The following is a 16,583-nucleotide window of genomic DNA, read 5'->3' as shown; positions in this document are numbered from 1 at the left end:
TTATATTAGAAATTGGTCAAAAATCAAGTCTAAATGTAGTTTTGAAATACTGGTTGAATATGATTGCTTTATTCAAAAAGTGTGTTTTTGCTTTAAAATTTAGGTATAAATGTAATTTTTTGGAGGAAGTTATGGACAAAAAGAAAAGTGGTTATGAAACTTTAGTCGAAAAAAGACCAGAATTTGTTAAAGCATTCAGTGAACTTACAAAAGTGCTTTATTCTGCCAATTACTTAGATGAAAAGACTAAAGAACTAGTTGCTGTTGGAGTAGCAGTTTCAAAAAGATGTAAACCATGCATGAAAGCACACATCAAAAAAGCCTATATAGCTGGTGCTAATTACGAAGAAATTTTGGATGCAGCATTGGTTCCTGTTGGTTTCGGTGGAGGTCCTGTTTATAGTTCGGTAGTGAACGACGTAATGGAACTTTTGGAAGAGTTAGAAAAATAATTTTGTATCGAGCAAACACTGCTCGATTTTTTTTTTTTTTTGTCTTGAAACACTACTAAATATACTAAAAAATAACTTGGAGATTAATTTACGTTACTTTTTTGAAAAAACTTAAAAAATAAAATAGACTCAATTTGTACAAAAAAACACAGCATTGCGCCGTGTTGTAAATAATAAGTACTGTTCAAATAAGCTTTTAAGCATTATGTTTTTTTGCCTTTGTTAATTAATTTGCGTAGAAATCTTTGAGAGTATCAATAAAATTGTCAAAGTCTTCCAATCATATTGAATGTCCTGCTTTTTGAAATTCGAAAACTTGAACATCTTTGTTAACACTGTGGTAATAATTTGCAATATTAGCAAAATCAATTATTCCATCATAAGCACCAATGAAAAGACCTACTGGCATTTTTGCGTTTTTAATTCCTTCGTCAATTCTATCCATATTTTCTAAACTTGGCAAGATTCTACCAAGGGCATAGATGTTTCTTAATTCTTCCTGGTGAGTTGCAAAATATTTATCCATTTGTTTTAATTTGTTTTCATCATTTAGCAATTTTGAAGGATCATAATAGCAAAGGTTAACTAGTTTCTTTCATTCTTCAGTATTCAATGGAAAGAAGCATTCGTCAAATTCTTTTACTCTTGTTAATCCAGAACGTGACATTGGCCCCACAAGAGCAATCTTTTTGATTTTTTTACTGTTTTTCAACACAGCTGACATTGAAATTCCTCCACCCATTGAGTGTCCGAATAGATAAAGATTGTCAACATTAATTTCTTTAATTCAAGCATCAAAAATATCACAAAAAGTTAGAAACTTCATGACTTCCGGTTTGTATTGACTTTTACCACTTGCTGGCATGTTTAAACCTCAAATGTTGTACTCATTTGCAAATGAATTAAACAAAGGTTCAAAGAAAGCAAATTCCGAACCAAAACCATGAACAAAAATTAAGTTTTTATCCTTCTTGTTATCAATGTGCAAATATTCAAGTTCTAAATCATTTCATTTAAAAGTTTTAATCATTTTTACTCCTTAATTGTTATCAACTACTCTTGCTATTTGAATGGCTAAAAATTGATTTGTTATCAAGAAAATAAATAAATATAAAGTTGGAAAGACAATTTGCCACATATTCTTAGCGCGATCAGTTCAATTTTCTTTGAATAGTGAAGCAATATTTCAATTGATTGTAAAACCTAGAAAACTTATTGTTGCTAGCAGGAAAATAATATATCCTAATCTTCTTGCGAATAAAATGAGTATTCTTCCAAAAATCGCTCACAAAATGTGAACATAAACAATTCTTAAAACTGATGCATTCATTGCTATCAAAGCTTTTACATATTCTTTATTTCATTCTTCTTCAGCATAAGAAGCAGCTCAGTAAGTTAGTCTTACTGATCCAGTTACAATGATTGCTACAATTACTCCAGTAATTGAATTTCATATTACAAGCGAAATCAAAATATACATAATGTCAGGAACAGCAACAATTGAACCAAGTGATTTTTTGATAAATGATCTTAATTGACTCTGTTTTCTTGCTAAAAATATTCCACAGCTAAAACCAAAAAACATTTCTACAACAAAACACAACATCGCACAGCCAAAAGAATAGAAAAACAATTTTAAACTATGAACTAAAACGTCATAACCATTTCTATCAGTCCCTAGTAATGCATAACGGTAGTCATGTTTAGCTTGGGAACTAAAGAATTGATCTAAATTAAAAACTAAATACTCCCTTTGCAAATTGTTAGTTATAAAGGTATGATAAATGTGATTATCTTCTTTACTTACTATTGAGTAAATAGTTTGATAAATATTGTCAGATTCTCTTTTTTCAATTGTGTAAAGTAAAGGATTATCTTTTGACACGGTGATATGTGCTGTTATGTTTTTATCTAAGTTTAAATTAGCAAATTCTTCATATGGAGAAGAGTTTAAAAAGATATTTATGAAACTAATGAATATCATCAAAAGTCAAATTATCAATAAAAAGACTGCTATTTTATTGCTAAAAAATCTTTTAAAGTAACTTTGCTTCTTACCAACAATATCGAGATTGTGCTTGCGTTGCGATGCAAAGCGAAAAAGTGATTTTTCCATTCTAATCCTTTGCAAATGGGTTAATTGATAATTTGATAGTTTCTGTGATTAATAGTGAGCTTAAATACGTAACTGATAAAAAGGCAACTAAATAGCAAAGTGCTTCATTGTGATAGGTGGCGATAACTGAATATAAATATTTTCAAGTTCCTGGCACAGCATAATAACTTTCTAAAAAGATACTTGCAATGAAAAGTGACAATATTTCAAAGGGAATCAGTGTCAATACTGGACTAATTGAGTTTTTAATTACAACTTTTCAGTATTTTTGTCAACCATTCATTCCTAATGTTGTGGCATGTAAATAGTAACTTGAATTAAGAACTTTAATTGTTTCACTTCTTGTCACTTGCACAATTGAAGACATTGAAATAAGACTAAGACTGAGTATTGGCAACAAATAGGTTGAAAACTTGTGTACGTTAAAATCAATAATCATTGATGTCTCTGAAAACAATAAATTGATGATTGGAATTAATATCAATAAAGAAATCGAAATGAAAATGATAACTCCAAAATTTATTAAATAGTCAGTAGCTTTGTTTCTTTTGTATGCTGCAAGCAAACCTAAGCAATAACCAATTATTAGGCTTATTAATAAACTTATTAAACCAATTGTGTAGCTGTAACGATTTTGTGTGATTCAGTAGTTACTTAGTTTCAAATTTTCTTGGTCGAAGACACCAATTGATTGATCTAGAACCTGAAAATTAAGAAAATTAAAAGTAAAGAGCCTTCCAATATATTGGAAGACTTTTTGTGCCAAAGGTTTATCCAGTTGATAGATTTCTAACAGTCTTTCATACCCTGTTTGATCCGGCGCCATTGACATTTTTTCAATGTCTAAAGGCACAGGGTGAAAGGCAGTAGTTAGGGTATAGATGATGATGTTAATAAGAAATAGAATGATTAAACTTAAGGCTATTTTAGTGACAAAATTTCAAAAATAATGTTGTCTATTTTTCCTTTGTAGTATTGATTTTCATATCTTGTACATAATCTATATCATTAAATGCGATTGGAGCAGATAAGTATTTTTGACTATATCTGTAATCTAAGTTATTTAAACTTGGAATTCATTTTTCTAAGTTAATTTCTACCCCTCTTCAGGTATTTAGTTCTCTCAGTAGTTGCACAACTTGTTCGTTAGTTACAGTTTTTAAATAATCACGAGCAAGTTTAGCAGCCTCAGTAATATTGTCGATTGAGAAAATTCCTTTCGAAGCATCATATTTATATGCAGGCCCACCTAGTCCTCTATATGAATATGCTTTTAGATCATCTATTCAAATTCCTCTTAAATATAAGTTTCTTTCTTCATATGAGTTCATTTTGTCTAGATCATTTCAAGTTAGAGGTTTAAATTGCGCTTCTAGATTTTTATCTGCAGCATTCGGTTTGTAAATTTCGTTCATTTTGAAGTTTCCGTTGTCGAATTGTTTCTTCATAAATTTAGCAAAATTGGTTAGTTCTGGGAAGTTTTGAGCAAGTGGTGATTTGTTTCCTTTATCAGCATCAGCAAATAATTGGAATAATGGGAACATACTTTGTCCAATTGCGTGAGTAATTTTATCTAGGTATGAAGCTTGAGAGTCATCTTCATAGTTAAGAACTAAATGTTGTGAAATAGTGTTAGCTCCTGTACCATTGTCAGCTCCAAAAATTTTCACAATATCTTCGTTAGTGTTTAATTTCTTGAAAACTGGATCTAAACGACTGTCTAAGTCTTTAATTACTTGAATCATGTCATTGTATGCTTTTTCTTCCGCTGTGTTAACAACTGAGCTGTTGTAGATGTATCAAGTAATTTTTTGGTCGCTTGATAATGAATTTTCTTTGTAGAAATCATCTAGTAATTTTTTCATTGCTGGTTTAATTGAGTCAAAATATATTGATTTTGTGTCATTTTTGTATGCGTTGTTAGCTGTTAATGTTAATTTATTTCCTTGTGCATCAATAGCGATTAAATCATTGATGATATCTTTCGCATCACGAGGTGTTTTGTATTGCGATGTCTCTTGGTCTGTTCCACCAAGTTTGGCATCAGGCGCTGCACCATTTAATCATAGATCCACATTTGCATCAGGGTTAAGTTTTGAAACAATTTGTTGTCAGTTGATTGCTTTGTTAATCATTGTTTTAAAACTTGCTGATAATGGGCTTAGAGCACCTTTAGTAATTGAACGAGTCACGTGATTTAAGTCTGTACCAACATATCCTTTTTGAATTTCATCAATAGAAGCACCATAAACAAGTTTTGCATAATTGTTGTTAAATGCAATACTTTCGTAGTTTACCTCTGCAACTTTTGTATCATCGTCATATGCGACTCTTGGAGCAGGAGTAAAGTTAAACACGCTCTTGATTGTAGTTTTAGTCTTTAGGAAATGTTTGAAAGGCACAACTGAGTAGTTTGAAGAGTTTTTATTCAATGCGTCTTTAGTACTTTGGTCTTGAACATCATACGTCATAAACGCATTTTGACCATTTTTAAAGTTACTGTAATTTCTTGAGTTGTCTGTACTTAAAGAATTGAAAACTATTTGTTTTACTGAATTTTTGCTCTTAGCTCAGTCTTGGTCTCAGTAATTTGGATTTTGTTTCAGAATGAATTTTGAAGTTGTTGAATCTTTTGATGGAATATATGCACCAGCATAAAGGTTATTTTCTCAATCTTTTACACCATAGAAATAAATACCTGATGCATGTACAATGTCGTAACCATATGTTTTAACTGTAACATCATATTTTTCTTTAGTTTTCGGATTTTCCATTGTTACTGTAGACATAGTGTTGTACTCTGGTTTTTGAGCCAATTCCTTAATGTATTGACTTGGGGCAGCTGCAAAAATGTTTGAGTTAATAAACATTAAGTTTCAGTAATTAAAAATATCTTTTTGTTGTTTGAAATCTTCGTCTATTTCTAAAACTAAACTATTGTCTTTAACAGCATTCACTGGAGCATATGTCGTTTTGTCGTATGCTCTAAATTTTTCGCTACTAATTCCATTTATTTCCATTAGTTGATTGTGAGTGAATAGTTGTTTTCCGAAACGTTCAATTGGGCTAACTCCTGTAACAGATTGAATATTTTTATCAACTGCTTTAGCTTGATCTGGAGTTCCATTATATCCAGCTTCTTGACGTTGGAAACGTCCTTGGAAGTATGAACGTAAGTATGAGTATCAGAAGTCTTCTGCTACCACTTTGTATTGTGTTTTGTTACCATCAGCATCTGTTCAGTAAACATCGTCACGAACTTGAATAGAAATTTTGTTTGCGACACGCATGTCTTGTATAAATTGTTCTGAGTTGATTGAACGTGAATCCGATGATTTTTGATATTCATATGGGTTGGTGTCTGATGTTGATAGTTCATAGTCGTCTTTGTCATAAACTTTTTGACTACCATCTTCTAAAGTAATAGTAATTGATTTTGCCAATTCAAATTTGTAGGCAACTTGTCCTGATTTTTTAAGTGCTTTAGTTGTTGTATCATATTCTGGTGAAGAAATAGTAATATTTCTAAATAATTGTCCTGAAACGGCTGTTTCTAAAACTGGATTATCTTGATAGTTGATGCTTAATTTTGCACTATAGTCTAAAAAGTATGCACCTTGTCTAAGGTTGTCTTTTAAATTAAAAACAACTTCTTTTGAAACTTCTTGTTGCTTGTCATCACAAGAAGCAGCAATAAAAGCAACTGATGAAATGGGCAAAGCCATAACTCCTAGCGCTAAAAAGTAACGCTTGGCTTTAAATTTTGATTTAAAAGATTTTTTCATTTTTTGTCCTTTTCTTTATAAAAATTGCCTAAAAATTATTTTTTATCCTAGAATATTACACAAAAAATTAAAAATTTAACAAAATAGTCCACTTTTTTAGCAAAAATGCAATATTTTTGGAAATTTAGTAATTGTTAAAACAAAAAAATAAAAGGGTTAAAATAGAAGCATATTAGTTGGGAGGAGTTGTATGCAATATTTTGATCAAGGTATTATTCAAGTTATTACTGGACCAATGTTTAGTGGTAAAAGTGAAGAATTATTAAAAAGAGTAAGAACGTTGGAATATGCCGGTTATAAGATGACAATAATTAAGCCAGCAATTGATACAAGATTTGGAAAGGATAACATTGTTTCAAGATCTGGTGTAAAACACGAGACACATTCACTACAAGATATAAAGGATATTTATCAATTAATAGAAGAAGATACAAATGCCATTATTATCGATGAAGCGCAATTCTTTGGTGATGAAATTGTTGAAATTGTTGACGATTTAGCAAACAAAGGATACTTGGTGATTGTTAGTGGTTTAGACCAAGATTATCGTCGTAAACCTTTTAAAAATATGGCGATGATAATGGCAATTGCTGAAAAAGTTACAAAATTATATGCCGTTTGTGTTGTATGTAAAAATCGTGCTTCTTGTTCTTATCGGACAGTAAATAGCAAAAAAACTATTCTAATTGATGATGAGTCTTCATACGAAGCACGTTGTCGTAATTGTCACATTCTAAAAAAATAGTAAAAGAAAAAAATGAGTTGTTGTTTATAATTCACTCCTTGTGGAGTGTTTTTATTTGCTTAAAAATTAAAAAATAAGTTTTTACTGATTTGCTTGCTTTGAAAATGACATTTTTAATAAAAAAGAGACAGAGTTCATATTACTCTGCCATAAATAGTTTGACGTTCCTTATTAAGAAATATTTTGAAAAAAGGTATAAAAAAATGGGGCGAAAGACGGGGATCGAACCCGCGAATGCTGGAGCCACAACCCAGTGCGTTAGCCACTTCGCCACTTTCGCCATTTATTAAGCTATAAAATTATAGCACAACGCAAGCAAATTAACTCACATTTTTTAAATGGGCGTATTTATTGACTTTTTCTTTTTTAACTTCAGGGATATTAAAGACTAAAACGAATTCTCCTTTTGTATTATCTTGAAGCTGTTCTAAAACTTGTTTAGGACTCCCTTGATAACTAGCTTCGAATTTCTTAGTCATTTCTTTTATTAAATATAGCTCGATATTGTCTCCAAAAACAACATCAAAATCATTCAGTGTGGCTATTAGTTTATGTGGTGATACATATGATATGTAAGTATTAGGAGATAATGTTTTGAAATAATTTATTCTTTGCTGACTTTTATCCTTTAAAAAACCAATAAAACTGAATGTCGAGCTGAAATTAGCTTTTATGAAAGCATGAATTAAAGCAGTAGGTCCTCCAATTACTTCTACATCTACGTCATTTTGTTTGCATAAGCGAACTATTTCGAATCCTGGATCGCTGACAGTCGGCATCCCAGCATCACTAATCAAAGCAACAGATTTGTTGTCTTGAATCATTTGCAAAACTTTTGGTGCAAAAGTTTTTTCATTGAAATTATGATAGGCTGAAGTAGGTGTATAAATTTCATAATGTTTCAGCAGTGGTTTTGATGTTCGAGTGTCTTCACACAATATTAGATCTACTTCTTTTAAAATTCTTACTGCCCGATAACTAATATCTTCTAGATTACCAATTGGAGTCCCTACTATATATAGTTTATTTTCCATACAAATCACTCATTTCAAGTATAAATTGTGCTTTTTGGGCATTGAAATTTACGTTGTTTTTTGACAATAGCAATTTATATTTTTTAGTCACTTCAATAGCCTGTTTTATATCTAGATTGCTTGATAAAACTTCACGATTTATCAATAAAACTTCACGATAAAAATTATTTTGTTGTAATAAAACTTCTGAATAGTAAGTGTGTAAAAATTGTAACAATATCCAACTGTTTTCTTTTGTCAAGTTTTGCACCAAAAGATTGATTAGTTGTGAATAGTTTTGTTCATTACATGCTTGCAATAACAGTTCTAGACTATCTTCAATCTCTTGAGTATAAAAAGACTCAATAAATTGAGCGCTATCGGTTAAGAAAGCGAAAAAATGTTTAAATTTTGAATTTTCAAACAAAGTATTATTCAAAATGTTTGTTTCGTTTTTTGAGTTAATATCTACTACAACCGAGCGTGAAAAAATTGTTTTCAAAACCTTGTTTTTGTTATTAGTAGTCATTATTACAAAAACGTTTGGCTCTAGGTTTTCCAAGAATTTTAAAAGTAAGTTTAGCGAACTGGCATTACCATTTTCAATATTTTTAATAAGAATGATTTTGCTTTCTAAACTATTCATTGATTGAGTAGTTTTATAAATAGCTTCATTGACTGCTTCTTTGGTAAGAGTTTTATCGCTTTCTAAAATCGAAAAATTCAAATGACTTTGCATTTGCGATATTGAATCAAATTTAATATCCTGAATATGATTTATAAAGTAAAGGACATAAGGTGATAAGTCGACTTTTTGATTTGTTGAAAATAAAATTGTTTGAATTTTTTTATTGTAGTGTGTTGCATTATCAATCAGTTGAAAAATATTTTCGCCACTTGCCATTATTTAACCAAGTGATTTTCTAAAATTTCAGTTACTGTTTTTAAAACTTCTTCGATTGGCAAAGAAGCATCAACAATCTTGAATTTGTCTGGTTCCTGACTGATAAGTTTATGGTATCCATCGTAAAGTTTTTGGTAATAGTCTAATTCATGATCTTCTAAGCGATCTAAATTCTGACGATTATTAGTAATTCTTGCTAGTGATTGTTCTGGTTTTAGGTCGAAATAAATCACTAAATCTGGCATGACTTGCTTATTGCTACCTAGCGATAAAGCAATTTTGTTTAATTGACGTACATCATCAATACCTAAATTACCCAACACTCCTTGATAAATTAGAGATGAGTGAAGGTAGCGATCACTAATTACAACTTTATTTTCTTGTAGCGCAGGTCAAATGCATTTTTCTAAATTTAGACGTCGACTTGTAACGAATAGAAGAGCGTCCACAGCAGGACTAAAATTATTTTTGTTATCGAGAATCATTTGACGAATTAGTTCAGCTTCACGAGAATTGCTGCTTCCTGGTTCTCTTGTGTAAACTACTTCAATGTTTGGATGTTTTGCTTTTAAGTACTCTTTGACATGCTTTAAAGCAGTAGTTTTTCCACCTCCATCCATACCCTCAAATGTGATAAATTTTGCTCTTTTATTCATAATGACTTCCTTACATCTTTACTTTGTACTCTAATGATTGTTTTAAGGTGATCGGATCAACAATGTCAATGGTTGCCCCAAAAGGAATTCCAGTACTTAATTGAAAAACTTCAATATTATTAGCACCCAAGATAGTTTTTAGTCTTTGCATGGTTATTTGACCGTTTAGATTAGTTGGCAAGGCTAAAATAACTTCTTGTATACCAGTGCAATATTGCAAAATTTCTTCAATAAGTTTTTGGTCAAAATTTTGTTTTTTAGTGCTTAGTAAATCACTTAAAACAAAGTATTTTCCTTTGTAAGTGCCAAGTTGTTCAAAAGATTTAATGTCCTGAGCTTTTTCTACAAAAACAACTTTTTTGGAGTTTTTGCGTTCTTCACAAATTTCGCAAATCTCATTTTTGCCAAAATTGTGACACAATTTGCACTCAATGATAGTGCTTTTTGTGTTTTTTATTACTTCTAAAAGACTATCAATTTCTTTGCAGCTAGCTTTTAGAATTTTGAAAACAACTTTTTCTGCCATTCCCTGTGACAATCCAAAGGTTTTTTTAATTGCTAGTTTTAGCAATTCTAGTTGCTCATTATTCATTATTAGAATGGTAGTCCTGTTGTTGGAACTTGTTTACTTAATTCTTCATATTCATTTTCGATTTTTTCAAGTGCTTCATTAATAGTAATAATGATTAAATCTTCTAATGTTTCTGTATCTTCTGGATCAACCAGTAATTCATTTAATTTTAAAGAGGTAATGGTTCTTGAACCTTTCATTACTAGTTTGATTCCTTGTTTTTCAACAACAAAATCTTTTTTAGCGATTTCTTTTTCTTTTAATTCCATTTCAGCTTGTAATTTTTTAGCTTGTTTTAACATTTCATTAATATTCATATTTATCTCCTAACTTCAATCTGTTTTTAAGGCATCACCAAAAATGTCTTGTAGTTTTTCATAACTATCATCTTTTTTTAGTGTTGGTAACGGTGGCAAAGGACGAACTTGTCTTGATCTTATTAATTCAAAATTAGATTTGTAAAAATTCTTTGCTCTTTCCAGCAGTTGTCCTGTAGCAGCAAAAAGGTGTAAACTTTTGCCAAAGACACTTTGTACAAATCTTCAATAATCATCTTGTTTTTTTAGTTGATTAAATTTATCAACCACACTTTGATAATTACTTTGGAAAATAATGAATTGATCAGTACTAATAACAATTTTGAAATTTTCCAAAATGTTGATAAATGGAGTAAATTCATCATATTTGTTTAAGTCTTTAGCTTGTGCTATTTTTGAATCATAAATAGTTTTAGTTGCCCGCGGATTATTAGTTTTACTTTTATACATTGCTGACAACATCATTAAATTGATTAACTCATCCATTGTTAAGTCAGTGCTTTGGTTTTCAATCACATCATCTAAACCAAAAATATCTTTTGTGGCGATTGCATAATTTTCTTCAGTTTTATTATTTGTTAGAATATCTTCTTCAATCACACTGTATTCAGCAGTGACTTGATTTTGTTCAACTGCGAATTCTTGTGTTTTTTGCAAAACGTCTTCAACACTTGAGTTTGAACGAGGATAAAAACTATCGTTTGAGATATCATCATAACTTAGCATTTGGTTTAGACGGTCATAATTTTTCTCATGTTTTTTAGCATGTTGTTGACTGTACTCACCGCCATCTAAATCACTTAACTCATTTAGTGACTCTGTCAATTTTTGTACTGGATTTAGTGTTGCTTGGTTGACAATCGGTTCAGGGACGTGTGTTGTTGTGATAGCAGTTTGTTCATCAGCCTCAATTTCTTGCAACAAATCTTCATTGTCTAGTGTTTCTTCATTTTTTAAGTCGAAAAAGTCATTATTTTGTTCTTTTAACTCTTGTTCATAACTTTCTTTAATATTGAATTTGTCAATAGATGGATTAATGAAAACATTGTCAATTTGAATTGTTTGTTTTTCTTGTTTTTGACTTTCATTTTGTTCAAAATAATCTTCAACAACACTATTAGTTTGTGGTTTTATTTGAGCTTCATCAACAATTGAATCAATTGTTTTTCTTTCTAAATTACTATATTGTTCGTCGACAATATTTTTTTCTTTTTCCAAGAAGCTATTTTGTAAATTAGTGATTTTTTGTTCCATTAGTACTTCTGGACTTTCAACATTTTCACCAGAAGGGCTTGCAAAATCACTAGTACAAATTTTTAATAGTGCCAATTCGAAAGTTTGTTGTACTGTGTCGCTATATTTAATGTCTTTTAGTGCGTCCACTAGTTGGTTCAAAATCACATAAGCACTTGCAATGTTTAGTTTTAATTGCTGAATTTGTTCAACTGAAAGAGATTTTAAAAATTTAGCTTTGTTAGTTTTATTTCAAACAACAAAATCTTTAACCGCCTCCACCATTGCTAAAAGCATTCTTTCAATGTCGGCTCCATTTTCAATGTAACTGGTGACAAGTTCTAAAACTTCATTAATGTTTTTAGCAGCAATAAGATTAAGTAGGTTGATGATATTTTGTGTTGATGTCAAACCAAACATTTTTTCAACATCTTCAACTTTTACTTCATTTTCACCAGCAAATATTGACACTTGATCCGCCATACTCAAGGCATCACGCATTGCTCCATTTGCTAAGATTGCAATCAATTTCAAAGCCTTATCTTCAAAACCAATATTTTCATGTTTATAAACATTTACCAATTGTTGGAAGATAACTTCATTATCAATTCTCTTGAAATTAAATCTTTGTACCCGACTTAAAACAGTAACCGGAATTTTTTGTGGATCAGTTGTTGCCAAAATGAAGATTACATGTTTAGGTGGTTCTTCAATAGTTTTCAGCAACGCATTTCAAGCATTTTTTGAAAGCATGTGAACTTCATCGATAATGTAGATTTTGTAAGGTGATGAAGATGGAAGGTTATCAATATTTTCTTTTAACGTTCTGATGTCATCAACTCCAGTATTTGAAGCAGCATCGATTTCTAAAATATCAAGATTACGATCGATGTTTACTAAACACTCCTGGCAAGGTGAGTTTTCACTTTTTTCAGCATGTTGGCAATTTAAAATTGAAGCAAAAATTTTGGCAACTGATGTTTTACCAGTACCACGAGGTCCACAAAATAAATAAGCATGAGAAATTTTGTGTGTTTTTATCACATTTTTAAGTGTGTTAACAATATGATCTTGCCCTTTTACTTCGTCAAATGTGTGGGGACGGTATTGACGATATAAAGCAATATAACCATTATCAGCCATAAGACTCCTTTGAATGAAATTAAATAATACTAATTTAATTTATTTTATTTTATCATAGACTAAATTGCTATAAATTTAAAGTTTTAAGAGATTGATTTTTAAACAAAAAAGCGCCGCTTGCGCTTTAATGTCTAACAATTCATTTCGATTGTTTAAAATCTGCATAAACTTGTGATTTTTGCACAAAAAAACTGATTTTGTTTTCTTCGTTTCTATATAAACCGATTTTTGAACCTAGAAAACAAATACCAAGTCCAATGAAATAGAAAATAATAAAAATTCCAATGTATAAAAATAAATGGTACGGCCAGCGAGTAAGTATACCCAAACTGTCTTTTTGGCTATTAGCTTGATCAATTCCCATATAAAACCAATTAGCATGTCAACGGACATCGGCAGTTATTTTTGTAGTTAAATAATTTAAACTAAAAACTAATATGGCAATCAAAATCATGGTAATAAGTGAGTCTTTTATCACTGTCTTGGTGACTTTTTGCTTACCTAAAATTGTTATTAATGTCGACATAATTAACAAAAAAGCATGTGCAAAAAAGAAATCTCAAAAGGCAAATGAGTCTAATCCTCAATGGATTGGTATTCCGTGATTTGCTCTTTGCCAAAATTCGTTATTTGCCAAATCAGTTAGACTAAATGCTATTAAAGCTCCAATGTAAGCAAAAATGCAATAATATTTTGAATAATCAAAGCGATTGAAGATAATTGACAGAATTACTAAAAATATAAACAAACGACAATAGTGTAAAGGTATTATTTCTCAATAATTAGGAAACCCATTGGTAAATAAAATCAATAGTCTACCAAAAAAACAAATCAAAGATATAGTTCCAAACAAAGTTCAAAAGCTTGTCTTTTTTAAACCAAGAATTTGTGTTCTTTTTTCGTAACGTTGTCTAATCAGCGAACGAAACAATCACAACAAAATGCACGTTAGTGCAACTAACGCAACTAGTGAATAATAAAGTGGCTTGGATTGCTCAAAATTTCAGTGTCCGCCGGCTCAATGAAAAAATCCTTTTTCAAAGACTTTTAGAGTCGGAAGATCTAGAGGTGCAAGGCTAGTTCTGGTCATCTTGAGTAAAATTATAAAGTAAATAATTGTTTACAAAACACAATAAAAACAAGTTTTTTGTCTTATTTTTTGTATCTAAAAAAGCAAAAAAATGCTTGGTAAAAGCACTATTCATAGATTGTTAAAAAATTATTTCTTTGTTTATTTGAGTGAGTTGCTTAAAGTTTTTAAATATGTGTCTTATTGTATAATTATGAGTGAGGCATAAGCCGAATAAAAATCAAATATTTTATAAGACACATTTGAGTGTCAAAAAATCAAGGAAAAAAATGAAAGACTTTGTAAATGTTATAAGTCAACAAGGTATGTGGGGAGGAGTTCTTGCTACATGTACCTTCGTTGCTATAGGTTTTATAGTTACAAAGATGGGTTTATTTACTAAAGAAGTAAATCAAAAGATTTCTAAATTCACCCTTCAATGAGCTCTACCTTTTCTTTGCATCATAGCATTTATGCAACCAGCTTCTGCTAAGTTGGGTAAAGAAATAGGTACAATGATCGGAATAAGTGCAGCATTCTACATTCTTGCTGCAATTATTTCAAAATTAGTTGTTAAATTTGGACCAAGAATGGTTCCAGGTTTAGTAAAACGTAAAGCATTAGTTTTATATGAAAAACAAAATGGTTCACTAGAAGCTAGTGAAAACGAAAGAGAAGCAGCTATTGCTTCTATTGAAGCTAAATTGTTAACCATTATGATGATGATTTCATATGGTTCACTACAATTCTTTGCTTACCCTATGGTTATAGCAATGAAAGGATCAATCTTTGACGAAAGTGCATTAGCACTAGCTCAAGTATGATGTATTCCATACATGATTGGAGCATTCTCATACGTATTGATTCAATATTCAGGACAAAAAGTCTCAGCAAAAAACATTAAACCAATTCTAAAAGCAGTATTCAGCCCAATGATGTGCTGTCTATACTTCTCACTATTCATGTGAGCTTTACAATTTGCACTTCCACACACATACAAAATTGTTGATGGTAAACCATATACTCAAGTTTCTGAAGGTGGAATGCAATTCTGACATGGATTCAAAACTAATCTACCAGTATTTGGAAAAATTCTAGATGCAGGTACATCTATTATTTCACCATTAGCATGACTAGTTATTGGTGGAACACTTGCTACATCAAACTTGAAGGCAGCAGCTAAAAACCCATCAGTTTGAGTAGCAACAGCGCTAAAATTAGTTTTAATGCCACTAATTATGTTAGTAATCGCTCTTCCATTGGTACATGCAGGAGTGTTATCTCCAAGTACAGGAACCTTGTTAGTTCTATTTGGTGCAACTCCACCAGCTGCCGTATGTATTATCTTTGCTGTTTCTGCAAAACACCCAGAAGTAGCATTAACTGCTGAAGTTTCAGCATTATCTACATTATTATGTTTAATTGCAATGCCTGTGTGAGTAATTATTGCAAGCGTCGCAACAAAAGCAGTAGCTCCAGTTGCGAAAGTAGCAGCCACAGCAACAGCATAGAAATATATATGACAAACTAAGGGCTAAATCATTAATATTGTTAATGGTTGGCTCTTTTCTTTCAAAAACTAAACTTTAATATTTTTAAGGATAAAAATGAAAAAAATTATTGTAGTAGGAATGGGAAACGTAGGATTCACATTCGTTAACATCGCTGTAAGTCGTGGATTACAAGCAAACTATGTGTTTGCAGACTTAAATGAAGAAGTGTGTGTAGCACATGCACGTGACTTCGAAGATCAAGTGGCTTTAATGCCAAGAAATAACTCGACTTTTAGAAGAGGAACTCTTTTAGAAGACGCAAAAGATGCAGATGTTGTGGTTATTACAGCATCAATCCCAATGAAAAAATTAGCAGACCGTCTACAGCTAGCAGCAGACAATGCTAAATTAATGAAATCATTTGGAGATGATCTTAAAAAAGCAGGATTCCAAGGTACAGTTATTATTGCTGCTAACCCTTGTGATGTTATGGCAGCAGCAATTCATTATGCATCAGAACTACCATACAATAAAGTTATTTCAACAGGAACACTTCTAGACTCAGCAAGATTTAGAAAATTCATTGCTCAACGTCTATCAGTTTCAGCAGATTCAGTTCAAGCTGTTACTCTAGCAGAACACGGTGCTTCATTAATGGCTCCGTGATCAATGTTAAAAGTTGGAGAAGCAAAAATTGAAGATTTAATTAAAGCTGGAAAATTCACAGAAGCTGACAAAGAACAAATTCTAAAAGACACAGTAGCAGAAGGACTTTACATTTATGCACGTAAAGGAAACACACAATTTGGAATTGGAACATCAATTTATGAAATTACAGATGCTATTATCAACAACAAACGTCAAGTTATGACCGTAGGGGTTAAACTTCCAGAAAACTACAAAAATGCCGGAATTTATTCATCAATTCCAGTTATCGTAGGAGAAAATGGATACGAATACTTACCTACAAAACCAAACATGACAAATGATGAATGAGCAGCATTTGAAAAATCAACTTCAGCTATTGCTAAAGTACATGAAGATGTTATGAACTTAATCGGAATCAAAAAATCATTCCAATAATAT

General features: G+C 31.0%; 15 protein-coding genes and 1 tRNA gene. 4 read left to right on the top strand and 12 right to left on the bottom strand.

Annotation, left to right across the window (positions count from 1 at the left end):
* The first annotated feature begins 131 nt into the window (after positions 1-131).
* Positions 132-452, top strand: a complete 321-nt coding sequence (locus ACWXVV_RS00320; protein WP_438341584.1) for a carboxymuconolactone decarboxylase family protein — start codon at positions 132-134, stop codon at positions 450-452.
* Between the two features lie 226 nt (positions 453-678).
* Here ACWXVV_RS00320 and ACWXVV_RS00315 read toward each other — a convergent pair whose 3' ends face one another.
* The 4 genes from ACWXVV_RS00315 to ACWXVV_RS00300 are packed head-to-tail and all read right to left on the bottom strand — an operon-like array spanning position 679 to position 6,353.
* Positions 679-1,482, bottom strand: coding sequence for an alpha/beta fold hydrolase (locus tag ACWXVV_RS00315; RefSeq protein WP_455978810.1), 804 nt, complete (start codon positions 1,480-1,482; stop codon positions 679-681).
* Between the two features lie 9 nt (positions 1,483-1,491).
* A complete protein-coding gene (locus tag ACWXVV_RS00310; protein WP_455984624.1) occupies positions 1,492-2,568 on the bottom strand; it encodes a hypothetical protein in 1,077 nt (358 codons plus the stop codon).
* A 1-nt stretch (position 2,569) separates the two neighbouring features.
* The gene (locus ACWXVV_RS00305) at positions 2,570-3,565 is read right to left on the bottom strand and encodes an ABC transporter permease subunit (protein WP_455984625.1); all 996 of its coding nucleotides are present in this window, start codon (positions 3,563-3,565) and stop codon (positions 2,570-2,572) included.
* Positions 3,525-6,353 carry an OppA family ABC transporter substrate-binding lipoprotein gene (locus ACWXVV_RS00300; RefSeq protein ID WP_455984626.1) on the bottom strand — a complete coding sequence of 943 codons (2,829 nt, stop codon included), beginning with the start codon at positions 6,351-6,353 and terminating at the stop codon, positions 3,525-3,527. Before ACWXVV_RS00300 ends, ACWXVV_RS00305 begins: the two co-directional genes overlap by 41 nt.
* Positions 6,354-6,543: 190 nt before the next feature.
* On the opposite strand from ACWXVV_RS00300, the gene ACWXVV_RS00295 reads away from it, so the two are divergent.
* Positions 6,544-7,098 carry a thymidine kinase gene (locus ACWXVV_RS00295; protein WP_455978806.1) on the top strand — a complete coding sequence of 185 codons (555 nt, stop codon included), beginning with the start codon at positions 6,544-6,546 and terminating at the stop codon, positions 7,096-7,098.
* 204 nt (positions 7,099-7,302) lie between these two features.
* Here ACWXVV_RS00295 and ACWXVV_RS00290 read toward each other — a convergent pair.
* From ACWXVV_RS00290 to ACWXVV_RS00255, 8 genes are all read right to left on the bottom strand, one after another.
* Positions 7,303-7,378: transfer RNA gene (locus ACWXVV_RS00290), tRNA-His, on the bottom strand.
* Positions 7,379-7,418: 40 nt separating this feature from the next.
* A complete protein-coding gene (gene rsmI / locus ACWXVV_RS00285) occupies positions 7,419-8,132 on the bottom strand; it encodes a 16S rRNA (cytidine(1402)-2'-O)-methyltransferase (RefSeq protein ID WP_455984627.1) in 714 nt (237 codons plus the stop codon).
* Positions 8,122-9,015: a hypothetical protein gene (locus ACWXVV_RS00280; protein WP_455984628.1), complete on the bottom strand. Its 894-nt coding sequence runs from the start codon at positions 9,013-9,015 to the stop codon at positions 8,122-8,124. Before ACWXVV_RS00280 ends, rsmI begins: the two co-directional genes overlap by 11 nt.
* On the bottom strand, positions 9,015-9,671 hold the full coding sequence (tmk, locus tag ACWXVV_RS00275) for a dTMP kinase (RefSeq protein ID WP_455984629.1): 657 nt from the start codon (positions 9,669-9,671) through the stop codon (positions 9,015-9,017). The genes ACWXVV_RS00280 and tmk overlap by 1 nt, the downstream gene beginning before the upstream one ends.
* Positions 9,672-9,681: 10 nt before the next feature.
* Entirely contained in the window at positions 9,682-10,263 is a 582-nt protein-coding gene (locus ACWXVV_RS00270) for a toprim domain-containing protein (protein ID WP_455984630.1), read from the bottom strand.
* A gap of 2 nt (positions 10,264-10,265) precedes the next feature.
* Complete coding sequence (locus tag ACWXVV_RS00265; protein ID WP_455967597.1) at positions 10,266-10,559, bottom strand: YbaB/EbfC family nucleoid-associated protein; 294 nt, start codon at positions 10,557-10,559, stop codon at positions 10,266-10,268.
* A gap of 9 nt (positions 10,560-10,568) precedes the next feature.
* Positions 10,569-12,935: a DNA polymerase III subunit gamma/tau gene (gene dnaX / locus ACWXVV_RS00260; protein WP_455984631.1), complete on the bottom strand. Its 2,367-nt coding sequence runs from the start codon at positions 12,933-12,935 to the stop codon at positions 10,569-10,571.
* Between the two features lie 124 nt (positions 12,936-13,059).
* Positions 13,060-14,025, bottom strand: a complete 966-nt coding sequence (locus tag ACWXVV_RS00255; protein ID WP_455984632.1) for a YwaF family protein — start codon at positions 14,023-14,025, stop codon at positions 13,060-13,062.
* Positions 14,026-14,294: 269 nt separating this feature from the next.
* Between ACWXVV_RS00255 and ACWXVV_RS00250 the strand changes: the two genes are divergently transcribed.
* Both ACWXVV_RS00250 and ACWXVV_RS00245 read left to right on the top strand, forming a co-directional pair.
* Entirely contained in the window at positions 14,295-15,515 is a 1,221-nt protein-coding gene (locus tag ACWXVV_RS00250) for an AEC family transporter (protein ID WP_438341597.1), read from the top strand.
* 96 nt (positions 15,516-15,611) lie between these two features.
* Positions 15,612-16,580 carry a lactate/malate family dehydrogenase gene (locus ACWXVV_RS00245; RefSeq protein ID WP_438341598.1) on the top strand — a complete coding sequence of 323 codons (969 nt, stop codon included), beginning with the start codon at positions 15,612-15,614 and terminating at the stop codon, positions 16,578-16,580.
* Positions 16,581-16,583 lie beyond the last annotated feature (3 nt).

This window comes from Mycoplasma sp. 3392, assembly GCF_053851755.1.
This window is presented reverse-complemented; position numbering and strand designations above follow the sequence as displayed.